The organism is Vibrio sp. 3-2(1) (genome assembly GCF_963887575.1).
Lineage (GTDB): Bacteria > Pseudomonadota > Gammaproteobacteria > Enterobacterales > Vibrionaceae > Vibrio > Vibrio anguillarum.
The window spans coordinates 1-12,450 of sequence record NZ_CAWPGB010000021.1; the positions used below are offsets into that span (position 1 = coordinate 1).

The 12,450-nt window shown below is 41.9% G+C and carries 10 protein-coding genes and 1 pseudogene; 10 read left to right on the forward strand and 1 reads right to left on the reverse strand.

The window, feature by feature from the left end; genetic code table 11:
• The first annotated feature begins 253 nt into the window (after positions 1-253).
• The 5 genes from AACQ79_RS08285 (at position 254) to AACQ79_RS08305 (ending at position 6,469) form a co-directional block, all read left to right on the forward strand.
• Positions 254-1,975 (forward strand): DUF262 domain-containing protein, encoded by a 1,722-nt coding sequence (locus AACQ79_RS08285; RefSeq protein ID WP_170899822.1) that lies wholly within the window; start codon positions 254-256, stop codon positions 1,973-1,975.
• A 249-nt stretch (positions 1,976-2,224) separates the two neighbouring features.
• On the forward strand, positions 2,225-2,821 hold the full coding sequence (locus tag AACQ79_RS08290; protein ID WP_017102632.1) for a tyrosine-type recombinase/integrase: 597 nt from the start codon (positions 2,225-2,227) through the stop codon (positions 2,819-2,821).
• Positions 2,822-2,957: 136 nt separating this feature from the next.
• The gene (locus AACQ79_RS08295) at positions 2,958-3,374 is read left to right on the forward strand and encodes a hypothetical protein (RefSeq protein ID WP_088721450.1); all 417 of its coding nucleotides are present in this window, start codon (positions 2,958-2,960) and stop codon (positions 3,372-3,374) included.
• Between the two features lie 344 nt (positions 3,375-3,718).
• Entirely contained in the window at positions 3,719-4,732 is a 1,014-nt protein-coding gene (locus AACQ79_RS08300) for an SIR2 family protein (RefSeq protein WP_170899823.1), read from the forward strand.
• A gap of 9 nt (positions 4,733-4,741) precedes the next feature.
• Complete coding sequence (locus AACQ79_RS08305) at positions 4,742-6,469, forward strand: ATP-binding protein (RefSeq protein ID WP_170899824.1); 1,728 nt, start codon at positions 4,742-4,744, stop codon at positions 6,467-6,469.
• Between the two features lie 273 nt (positions 6,470-6,742).
• Here AACQ79_RS08305 and AACQ79_RS08310 read toward each other — a convergent pair whose 3' ends face one another.
• Positions 6,743-7,060 (reverse strand): helix-turn-helix domain-containing protein, encoded by a 318-nt coding sequence (locus tag AACQ79_RS08310; RefSeq protein ID WP_017046120.1) that lies wholly within the window; start codon positions 7,058-7,060, stop codon positions 6,743-6,745.
• Positions 7,061-7,161: 101 nt separating this feature from the next.
• Here AACQ79_RS08310 and AACQ79_RS08315 point away from each other — a divergent pair, with 101 nt between their 5' ends.
• The 5 genes and pseudogenes from AACQ79_RS08315 to AACQ79_RS08335 all read left to right on the forward strand — a co-directional run.
• Positions 7,162-7,704: a hypothetical protein gene (locus tag AACQ79_RS08315; protein WP_170889470.1), complete on the forward strand. Its 543-nt coding sequence runs from the start codon at positions 7,162-7,164 to the stop codon at positions 7,702-7,704.
• On the forward strand, positions 7,689-9,071 hold the full coding sequence (locus AACQ79_RS08320; RefSeq protein WP_170899825.1) for a DEAD/DEAH box helicase: 1,383 nt from the start codon (positions 7,689-7,691) through the stop codon (positions 9,069-9,071). Before AACQ79_RS08315 ends, AACQ79_RS08320 begins: the two co-directional genes overlap by 16 nt.
• A gap of 367 nt (positions 9,072-9,438) precedes the next feature.
• Positions 9,439-10,362, forward strand: coding sequence for a hypothetical protein (locus AACQ79_RS08325; protein ID WP_249339228.1), 924 nt, complete (start codon positions 9,439-9,441; stop codon positions 10,360-10,362).
• Entirely contained in the window at positions 10,346-10,774 is a 429-nt protein-coding gene (locus AACQ79_RS08330) for a hypothetical protein (protein WP_142616261.1), read from the forward strand. The genes AACQ79_RS08325 and AACQ79_RS08330 overlap by 17 nt, the downstream gene beginning before the upstream one ends.
• Positions 10,775-11,317: 543 nt before the next feature.
• Positions 11,318-12,277: pseudogene (locus AACQ79_RS08335) on the forward strand (DUF4113 domain-containing protein); the annotation flags it as partial.
• Between the last annotated feature and the right edge of the window lie 173 nt (positions 12,278-12,450).

Below are 12,450 nucleotides of genomic sequence, written 5' to 3' on the forward strand. Positions count from 1 at the left end.
GGTGCATGACCAGTCTTCGTTACATTGTCAGACTCGCTACTTTATTCAGAGTCCTAGGTTCATCTGGTGATACAGATGGTTCACACATTAAGCGGTGAACAGCGCTTCATACGACCTCACGTCGCACACCCCGTGCTGTATAACGAGGAGAAATTCGACCAAATCCCGCACATTGGGAGACTCACTTATCTTTGTACACTGCATAGCCGAATGTTAGTATTTCTAACCGACTAGTAATCATAGAGTTATTGAAATGAACCTCAGCACAGCGAACGAAAATTTTAGGCAACTTGTAGGGCACAACGTTACTTATAGCATACCGCCATTCCAGCGAGACTATTCGTGGGGTGAGGAGAACTGGGAAGAACTATGGTTTGATATTTTAGCTATGTATAGCGGGGAAGATGACGCTGAGACTGAGCATTATATGGGATACCTAGTCTTACAAGAATCTACGAACAAAAAATCTAGCGCTGTGATCGATGGTCAACAAAGGATCACTACGATTTCAATCATCATATTATCTGCACTGAATCACTTACAAAGCTTGATCAAGAAAGACTTGGATTCAGAAAACAACTTGAAGCGTGAAAATGTTTTGCGTGAAAGCTACATAGGCTACATCGATCCTATTACGTTACGTTCTCGTTCTAAATTAACCTTGAACAAGCACAATGATAGGTTTTACCAAACTTACATTGCAGTTAACTCTGATCATATCCCTGCGAGAAACCTTAAAGCATCTGAGCATCTTCTTAGAAAAGCGTATCATTGGTACTCAAACAAGATTGAGACAAGATTTGGCTTCACAAAAGAAAGTGGTCAAGAAGTAACAGCTTTTATCGATTCCTTAGTAGACAAATTGTTTTTCACAGTAATTTCAGTAACTGATGAGCTAAATGCCTTTAAAGTATTTGAAACGTTAAATGCGAGGGGGGTAAAACTTAGCTCCACAGACCTGTTGAAAAACTATTTATTTTCTGTGTTGAGTAAAGACAATCCACATGACTCTGTTTTAGAAGATCTTGAGTCTTCATGGGAGCATATTACTGGCTTGCTAAGTAGTGAAAGTTTTCCTGAGTTGTTGCGAATTTTCTGGAACAGTAAAAACAAGTTGGTTCGTAAAAAGGATCTATTTAAAACAATTCAAAAGGCTATAGATACGCAAGCAAAAGCATTCCAATTGGTTACAGACTTGGAATATAACGCTGAGATTTATGCGAACCTTCGCGATCCTAACAGTGCCACTTGGGATGTAGCTGAGAAGGAAGCTCTTTCGCAGTTAATAATGTTTGGTGTAAAACAACCTATGGCAATGCTTATGTCCTCATATCGAAGATTCTTTGATACTGACAGACAAACTTTCACAAAAATCCTTCAGTCAATATCAGTAATATCGTTTAGATATAACGTAATTTGTAGTTTGCCACCACAAGATCAGGAAGGCTTGTATAGCTCCGTAGCTACGAGAATAGAGAATGGTGATCTTACCTCTTACGTAGAAGTTATTGATGCACTGAGAGATATTTATCCAGATGATACACATTTTACTGCGGCATTCACTAGCAAGCAGTTAAAGACAACAAACACTCGCAACCAAAAGGTTGTCCAGTACATACTTAAAAAATTAGAACACAGTGAGTCTGGAAACTCTGTAGATTTAGCGACTAACCAATTTAACATTGAGCACATTTTGCCTCAGCGCGCTGGTGATGGTTGGGATCAATTTAATGGTGTTAGACAACAACAGTCAATTTATCGATTAGCTAACATGGTTATATTAGAGAAATCAATAAATAAGAACATTGGAAACTGCCCTTATGAGGTCAAGCGCGAATCACTTAAAAAGAGTGCTGTTGCTATAACTGCGGGACTTGCAAACTTTTATGATGATTGGTCTCCAGAGACCATCGACTCTCGTCAAAAGTTTCTGGCCAAGAAAGCTAAAACCATATGGCGAGTTAACGGACTTTAAATGTAAAGGCCCATTAGGGCCTTTTTTAGTTCTCAGTTGAGCTCGCACATGTGGCAACGACTGTTGAACTATAAACCAGCATACAAAATACTATGGCATGGATTTACCTTACTCAAAGTAATCCGTAAATAGCTAAATTAGCATATTCACTGACACAAAATTGTCCACCGACGTTTTAGATCTTCCTAAACCCTACTAAATGTGACTGCCAAACTTCATGTTGACCAAAAACACTGATAGGAGGTCATCATGAGAAAGTTATCTTCTGGAAAATGCAGTGGCATCAAAAGGCCATTTAAGCTTGAAGAGATCTGGCGGATCAGAACTAGGCTGGAGATTGAAAATGATCTGATGCAGCTCGCACTACTGAACCTAGCTATAGATAGCAAGTTAAGAGCGAGTGATTTGCTAAAACTACACGTTTACGATGTTTCTTCGCAAGGAGTTATCTATGAAAGGGTTCAGTGCATCCAGCAAAAAACTGGTACCGATGTCCACTATGAGATTACTCCGAGAACACAGCAAAGTATTAGCCGATGGATTTTTGCAGCATCCCTAGAGGCAAGCAGTTTTCTATTCCCGAGTAGCCGACGCTTTGGGCAACCTATCAGCTACTCATTCTATCGTTCAATTATCAGGAACTGGGCTGCAAAACTGGGACTGAATGCTGACTATTACGGCACTCATTCCATGCGCCGCACTAAAGCCACTTTAATCTATGCCAGAACGAAAAACATCAGGGCCGTACAGATTTTACTTGGACATTCGAAGCTAGATAACACAATTCGATACCTTGGCGTTGAGCTAGAAGATGCTCTGAGGTTATCTGAGAAAACAGATTGCTGACAGACAGGAGCTGAAACAGGCTTTTCTTCTGAAAAGCCTGTGCCCCAAAGCTTGTCTTAAAACAGCTCATACCTTACAGCCGGTAACTCACTATGCTATAAATCATCTAATGTTACTTTCAATCGAGGAGCGAGCCATGAGCCGTAAACCACTTTCAGAAAAAGAACTGCTTGAGGGTATTACACCCAAAACAGCACACGCTGATGAACTCGCGACTACAAATGAAAAAGATTGGGGATCTTATTCTGAAGATACGGATAAAGCAGAAAGCGATTTTCTTGTTCAAAGAGACGATGCTCTTAACGACACCCGAATGGAAAAAATGCTAAAAATGGCTGAACGCTTTAACAAAAGCGGGAGTGTCGATAGGGAAACTCTCATGAAAGTTAAAGGACTTACTGAATCGGAAATACCGTCAGAAAACGAGTACAGGATGGTTTTAAAGAGGATTGAAACCATATTCGATGCTGAACCAGGCACACCCGAAGGTGACGAACTTGAAAAGCTAGTGACCTGGGTGGAAGCGTATGAAGAAGAGCACTACCCATTTTAAGCTAGTTAGCCCTCTACTGACTCATCTTTGCCCCATTTCAATTTATAATCATTACCCAAAGCAGGACATTTCTTCTTTTCATAACACATGCAAATTATGTGTTAAGTTGACTATCAGCCTGAAAGTGGCATGATTAATCTTATTATGACGACATGATCCACATTTATCTAAGTCCTTCTAGTATTTAAGCGATAAACCAGTTAGTTACATTAGATGTATCCGTATTTTTACCTTGGAAAAATGCGGACATTGTCGTCTGAAAAAATACTGTTAGGGCAAGTAAGCGCTGTCGAAGCGACATACAGTTGCCCGAAGGATGCAGGGGCAATAATAAGGAAAATGACATGCCTGATTTGAACTATCAAAAACAAGCGCAGGAATATTATGGAAAGGCACCAGTCATTATTATGGGCAGTGGTGCGTCGGCTGCACATGGCATGTCCGGAATGTGGGCACTTGCAAAGCATCTCATCGCGCAAACCGACGTTTCAGGTCTCTCAGATCCTGAGTTAGAGGTCTGGGAACATTTCTGCCAAGTTTTGGACAGCGGCATAGACTTGGAATCCGCCTTACACCAAGTGGCAACTTCTGAAGAACTGACGTCCAGAATAGTTAAAGCAACTTGGTCGCTAATTAATTCTGAAGATATAGAAATTTTTCAGAAGAGTCTTCAGGATAGCGGGATGTTTTCTTTGAGTCGCCTTCTTGAGCATATGTTCAGAAGCAGCATCAGGAAGATAAATATAATCACTACAAATTATGATCGCTTGGTTGAGTACGCTTGCGATCATATGCGTATTCATCATTACACTGGTTTTACACACGGCTTCTTCCGCCAACTTGCAGCCCCTACAGAAATTACGTCTGCTCGTAGGGTTAATATCTGGAAAGTCCATGGTTCACTGGATTGGTTCCAGTCCCCTATGGGGGATACTGTCGCACTTTCAAATATCCAAAAGATACCGAACGACTATAAACCGCAGATCGTCACCCCAGGTACTCAGAAATACCAAAAAACTCATCTGGAGCCTTTCCGCTCCATTATAAACCACGCTGATCTGGCTATCAGTGAGGCTGGTTCTTACCTTTGTATTGGCTACGGCTTCAATGATGAGCATATTCAGCCGAAGCTTATGGTGAAGTGCCTTAGGCAAAAGACACCTGTAACCATTATCACTTATGCGCTCTCAGAATCAGCCAAAAAGCTAATTATTGATGGTAGCGCGCAGAACTACCTCGCAATAGAACGGGGGGGGACAGACGATCAATCTATCGTTTATTCTTCTCTGAATAAGGCACCCATTACAGTAGATATGAATATCTGGAGCCTTGAAGGCTACCTTTCACTCATCATATAGGAAGATGATATGCCGATTTTTACATTTGAAGATGAGGACGCGCTTGGTAAGGTTGCGTCCGTCGATACCACAACCGTGATTGTAGATGTGGAGAACGTCGACCAGCTCAAAAGGTTGCAGGTTAACCATCTTGCTGTATTGCAAAGCAGCAAGCCAGGACAGCATCTCATCGGTTTAATTACGCAGGTGACCCGAAAACGTGGAATCGAAGACATAATCAATGACGGTATCAACGATCACGCGCCAGAGTTAAATCTGTGCCGTATTTCATTGATTGGCACCATGCTGGATCGTGACGGAGTAAAAGAAAACGTATTCCGACGGACTCTCGAAAGCGTTCCTGAAATCGACGCGAATTGCTTCTCGCTCGAAGGTGAAAACCTCACAGGTTTCATGCGTACCCTTTCCAGCGTATCAGCCGATGGTAATGCCCTAACTCTCGGCAAATACACACTGGACGAACATGCTGTCGCCTACCTCAACGGCAACAAATTTTTCCAGCGCCACGCCTTTATTGGCGGTAGCACCGGTTCGGGTAAATCTTGGACGACAGCCAGAATCATTGAGCAGATGTCAAGGCTCTCCACCGCTAACGCTATTGTCTTTGACCTTCATGGCGAATATGCCCCTTTGGTTGGTAAAGGCATCCAGCATTTTAAGGTGGCTGGTCCCGCAGACGTTGAAGCCAAGCGCACCATTGATGATTCTGTGATCTACCTTCCGTACTGGCTACTTTCTTATGAAGCGCTTGTTTCCATGTTTGTAGATCGTAGCGACCAGAACGCGCCCAATCAGGCAATGATTATGGCGCGTGAAATCAACCAAGCGAAGCGTAAATACTTGGAAGATAACGGCCAGCAAGACGTGTTAAAGCACTTCACTGTTGATAGTCCGGTTCCATTTGATCTCGATTTTCTCATGAGCAAGTTGAACGAGATTAACGTTGAAATGGTCGCTGGAGCGCGCGGAGAGAAGCAGGGTGATTTCTTCGGGAAGCTTGCCCGAATGATTTCCCGCCTAGAGAACAAAATTTCTGATAGGCGCCTCGGATTCATGTTCAGCGGCGGTGGAAACGTGCTGGATTTCACTTGGCTTGAGAAATTCACCACTGCCATACTCGGTAGCACTGATGAGAATGGTCGGGCCGGGATCAAAATAATTAACTTCTCAGAAGTCCCATCTGACGTTCTGCCACTGATCGTATCACTGGTCGCAAGGGTTACGTTCTCTGTTCAGCAATGGACGCCTTCTGAACTACGCCACCCTATAGCTCTTCTGTGTGACGAAGCTCACCTCTATATGCCACAGCGCAATATGGCTGATTCTGCCGATGATATCTCGCTCGATATTTTCGAGCGTATCGCGAAAGAAGGCCGTAAATATGGAGTCAGCCTAGTGGTGATAAGTCAACGTCCGTCTGAAGTAAATAAGACGATGCTTAGCCAGTGCAGCAATTTTGTATCCATGAGGTTAACTAACGCTGAGGATCAGGGAGTTATAAAGCGTCTACTTCCAGACAGTCTCGGCGGGTTTAGCGACATTTTGCCGACACTCGATACTGGTGAAGCACTAGTCGTAGGCGATGCTAGTCTATTGCCAAGCCGAATCAGAATTGATGAGCCGCAGAATAAGCCAAATAGTGGCACGGTTGATTTTTGGGATGAATGGCAGAAACCTGTCAAAGATACGCGTTTATCAGTTGCTGTTGATAACTGGCGCAAACAGAATATTCAGTAAAATATTATTTATCAAGCTATTAAGCCCTAACAAACGCATGTTGTCGGACTGGTTTTCCACTGCGCTCCAAACCAGCCGCAAATGCGGGCGTTAGGCCTCAGGGCTAAGAGGAAATATCAACGGGAGTTTAGTTTGAAACCAGAAGTACTTTATAAATATCGTGATGATTCTAAGCGCACAGAAGACATCATTAAAAATCAGAAGGTTTGGTTGTCCTCTCCAAAACAATTAAACGATCCTCTTGAGTGCAGAACGGGTGAGAATATTAAGTGCTCATATAGTGTTTAAGTGCTTACTTATTTCTAAGGCTAGCTGTACCTTTTCATCTTTACTCATTTTTGAGATCAAGCAAACGAGCTCAGCTGAAATATCATCCTCACAGAAAAAGTAACTTAGTGGTACCCCAAGCTCATCAGCAATCAGCTTAAGCGTGTGGACGTCAGGTGTGTGTTTTCCCTTTTCGTATTGATTCATCCTAGGACTAGCTGAACTTTCATCCATACCTATGCGAACTCCCAACATTTTTTGTGAGAGCTTGGCTTTTTTACGCGCTTCTTTGAGGCGTATTGGGATTGGGTTGTCGAACGACACTTAGGATTCATATCTCTAGGCTCAATGTAACTAAGATTTTCTTAGTTTTACTGATTTATGTATACTAAGCAATCCTTAGTTTTATGGTTTTAGAATAGTCAATGAATCGTTCTCAAAAAATGAATGCGTTTATGCATCAACTGTTGATTGAAAAACAGATGGATAATTTTTCGGTTGTGGAAATTCGAGATGCATTGCTGTTGCTTGAAGGTGTTGATCCCGATCCTGAAGAAGCACGTAAATTCATTTATCGTCAAATTTTAGTGCTTGAGAAAAAAGGCTGGCTGAGTTGTGAAGGGATCGGAAGGCAAAAAAAGTATTTCCAAACCGAACTCTTTCGAGGACTCGATATAATCAGCCGAGAAAGCTCATCGCCTAAGGTTCGGATTTCCCAACCGTCGACTTCAACCATGGATGGATACTCGGTCTTGATGACAGAGCGTGGTGAACATCAGGGTGAGTTGGAAATTATTCTCGGTGAAATAGAAGAATATCAGTCGTTGAGTCAACGTTTTCCTGAATTGAGTACTCAAATCACACCACTGCTTAAGATAGCGAGAGAACGTTCCGCATTATTATTGGGTAAAATCAATGTATTAACCAATGTACTAACGTCGTTATCAGAAGGATGCGCTCGATGTTAAGAGATTGGCAAAGAGACTGTTCGATGAGAGCGTTAACAAAGTATCAAGGCGAACAGTCTCATTTTTTTTGTCAAGCAACCCCGGGGGCCGGTAAAACTATCCTAGCCGCCGAAATTGCTAAACGCTTATTGGCGGGCAACTTAATTGACTTGGTGTTGTGCTTCTCCCCAACGCTCAGTGTGGCTGACAATATAAAAGGAACCTTTTCCAAGACATTACATTGTACGTTCAATGGAGGCTTAGGCTCCATTGGGCAATCACTGACCTATCAATCCATTCAATTTTTAAATGATGAATTTTGGCGGATCCTGACTAAATACCGAGTGTTTGTCGTATTTGATGAAATCCATCATTGTTCAGGATCTGAAATGGAAGGCGCGAATGCATGGGGGCAGCAAATACTCTCCAAAGTTCAAGGGCTCGCCACTTATACGTTAGCGCTATCTGGTACGCCATGGCGCTCGGATTCCTTACCGATTGTGATGGCGGAATACAGTGACCCTGATGGCCAACTGCTCGTCGATTATCAATACAGCTTGAAACAGGCGATTGAAGACAGAGTGTGCCGTTCACCAAAGATTGTTTTGGTGGATAACGAACATCTCACCATTACCAGTAGCAAAGAGGTTCAATCGTTTTCTTCTATATTAGAGTTACTGAAACAGACAAAAACGTCATACCAGAGCATCATCCATAATGATGAAGCGATGGAATATCTCCTTGGTTTGGGCTGTAACAAACTGGCGAATATTCGTCTGGAATCGCCCAATGCCGGAGGGTTGGTTGTGGCGGCGTCGGTACAACATGCAAAGAAAATCCAAAAAATATTAGTGACTCAGTTTCATCAATCGGCTGCGATTGTTACCTATCGTCATGATGAGCCGCTGTCTGAAATTAATGCTTACCGTCATGGTAATACCGAGTGGATTGTCAGTGTCGGTATGATTAGTGAGGGGACCGATATCCCAAGATTGCAAGTTTGTTGCCATATCAGCTCAGTGAAAACCGAATTGTACTTTAGGCAAGTACTTGGCCGTATTTTGAGAGTGAACGATGAGCCGAACCAAGAGGCTTGGCTGTTCACTTTTGCAGAGCAAAGCCTTATCGAATATTCCGAACGCATTGAGCAAGATATACCCGAAACCTGCCTGTTTGCAAAAATGGGCCAAAATGAAGCTTTCCATATCGACGGTTCGAATATCCGCCCACTGCAATCGGCTACTTCTGAACAGAGTGACATACTCGTCCCCACTCTGGATTGGAACTCTTCAATTAAAAATGGAACGTCAGTTGATGGCTCAAATGAGCCCTTTGATGAATTACATTTAGGGCGCTTTAAGCAGCGAGTTATAGCTGCATTTGTGTAGTTTTTGACCAATAATGGGGGTGGAGTTTCTACTTTGTTTGGTCTGCAATTAATGATGTATAAAAGTATTATATATCAGTTGGTTACTGAGCTAAAACTTAAATTTTAATTGTGCAACAAGATGCTGGGCAAGTTTTTGCCTGTGATTTTTTTGGGGTATCATAGGCAATCCTAAATAATGACGGTACATCATCCCTATGTTTGACAAACAGCGTTCTTATTGTTGTCCATTTTGGAAAGACCCTGAAACCTGCAATTGCGCATCCTGCTATAACCAAAGATAATGGGATAGAAGCAGTGCCGCACTTAATGTCGCTGAAGCTAACAATTTCAGTTCATCGGGAGCTGCAATTCCAAGTATGCAACCAATGCTTGAACCTGAACTGCCTAAAATGACGATGAAAGAAAGGCTAGAAACACAAAGTAGGCAAAACCTTGCACAGCGTGAAAAGAATTGGAAATATGTACAAGCCAATAAAGAACGTTACGCCGCGCAACGAGCAGACCAATTAGCTCGACAAGCTCAAGCTGCTTATGATCTTACAGAGAAAGAATGGAATAAAGACCTAAAGGAAGATTTAAAAGCCTATTTAGAGAAACGACATATACAGGTTTGCATTTTCACTGTCGATGATGCAGCTAAATGCGCGATAAACATTTGGCAGCAAAAAAATACAGATGGTGAAACTATTGGCACTGAAACATTGAAATTGTTAGAAGAGATTCATTCTAAATTTGATATCGGTGTTGGCCTTGTTGCTGCTACAAAAGTAACAAAAGCTTTGGGTGGTTTAGGGGTGACCGTCAAACAATACTTAGATGCTAAAGGCAAGGAAAAAATCATCATATCCAGCCTTTGGAATGATAAAAAAATGCACTATGCAGTTGTTAATGGTTTAAATATAAAGAAAAACCATCCATATCCAATATCTAATCCAACGGTAAAGCAATTAGGTGTTTTGGCAAAAGATACTGTGAATGGCTTTAAAAAAGGAGCGGTGTTAAGCATGATTATCTCCGCTGGAATAAATACAAATGAATTAGTATTTAATGATGATTATCATTTGGTTGATTGGTTTGGGCATGTTGGCAGTGATTTTTTCAAAGCAATGACCGTTCTTTCTACTAGTGCTTATGTGGTTAGCTTAACTGTAGGTTTGGGTATTGCTCTACCGATACTAGCAGGTGTTGTACTGTGGGTTGGTGTTGATTGGGCAATAAATGAAATTTGGGAATCATTTAAAATTGAAGATGCTATCGTTGAAGGATTGAAAAATGCCACAAATAGCTAATAAGCTTATATATTCATACGGTGCATTAGTGAGTTTAATTGGTTTGCCCTTTGCACTTTACTTGAGTTTAGAAGACATTTTTAATGTTTATAAACTTAGTAGTAAAACCATAGAGTTAAGCTATTTTTTTACTATTTCCCCCATCCTATTTTGGATTCTAAGTATTGTTATCGTAGGCACGTATTCATTATTTTTTAAGACAAGAATGAAGCTTTCACGGCCCATGAGAAAGGCGATAGGCATATACATGCCTATCATTGCTGTTTCACTTTCTTTAGCTATGGGTATTTTCCTAAAACCGCTAATGACCGAACACTTGGTAACTAATGGGTATACATTGGAAAAAACTATTTCGGCTTCAGTACCATGGCGTTCTGACATTGATGTTTATACACGAAACGACCAGAAATGATTGAGCTAAAAGTACTAAAGCATCAATTGCATTTGTAGGAGGACAGTATGGTTTGTTATAAGTCCTTAAAAGTAACCACTTCCGCTGTTTCATAACATAACGCACCTTGGACGGATTCACATATGTTCATCATGCTGACTACCTAGCACTCACCCGATTTTGTGGTTATCAGGAGGATCGTCCTCTCACGATTTAGATCCCGATTGGCAAAGCCAACCTTCGTTACATTGTCAGAGCCGCTACTTTATTCAGGCTCCTAGGTTCATCTGGTGATACAGATGGTTCACTCGTTAAGCGGTGAACAGTCATGTTTCCTCAGTAATGACAAATAGATGTAATTTAATTACATCTAAACCCTCTTGGTAGCGAAAATATTCTACCTTTTTTGATTCAATCTGGTCGATTATTGAGCAATCGTGGGTCCGTGTCACTGTTCATTTACAATTAATGGATCTTTGTAAAGCACCATTAATACATAAGATTCTGTTTAAATTCAAGTTTTAACTAATTAATATCATGAAGACCTACAAAAAGTAGCCATAAATCGATGAGTCTTTCCTTTCATTTGAGCATAGCTTCCCAGCCATTCGTTCTCTCAAAGAGCACGGAATGAAATTACGACGCGCTGTTTGGCGTGAATGTCGATTACCCGTATGTGTAGGGTTTGGGCAAACACTAACCCTCGCGAAAGTGGCCAATCATGCTGCGAAAAAAATCGAAGGATACAATGGGGTATGTGTCTTAGATAGCGAACGAGAGCGTAAGGCGGTTTTAGGGCAACTGCATGTCTCAGAGGTATGGGGTATAGGCAGGAAACTAACTCATCAATTAGAGATGATAGGAATTAATACAGCGCTCAAGCTTGCCAATTACCCTCCTGCACTTATTAGAAAAGAGTTTAACGTAGAAGTGGAGCGTACAGTACGTGAACTCAATGGACAAAAATGTAAGGGCTGGGATACGGCTAGAGCGGATAAAAAACAAATATTTTCTACCCGCAGTGCAGGACAGAGAATTACTGACCTTGAGTCGTTGCAACAAGCGTTGTGCAAGCATGCAAATATTGCTTCCTTTAAGGCTCGAAAGCAAAAGTCACTGTGTCGAGTGATGCTTTGTTTCGCTAACAGTTCACCATTTGACTCTCTTCCTGTGGCACGCCGAGCGGTTTATCGTTTTGCGTATCCTACTGCTGATGTAACCCAGATAACTCAAGCCGCCTCTCGGCTGGCTGAGCAGTTATTCCAAGAGGATGTGAGGTTTTATAAAATTGGTGTTGGGCTGATTGACTTAGTTGACGGGCAGCATGAGCAGCCCGATCTATTCAACCTGACCCAAAATAATCCTAAGCTTATGAATGTGTATGACACGTTAAACAATCGATTTGGGAGTGATGCTATCTTCCTTGCTGCTCAAGGCATAACTCAAAAATGGGAAATGCGGCGTGAAATGTTGTCGCCTCAATACACCACCCGTTGGCAAGATTTACCAAAAATCAAATGCTGATAGTGTGAATTATGTTCTACCTAATACTAATACAGAGCTAGCTTGGTTTTGTCGAGTAGACGACACCTGTTACCAAGTGTCGTCCCTCTAAGAACCCAGCGTGCAACTTTCACCGCACTAGGCTCAAGCCTTCACAAAGGCACCTGATGGCACCCAGCAACTTATAAAGCAGC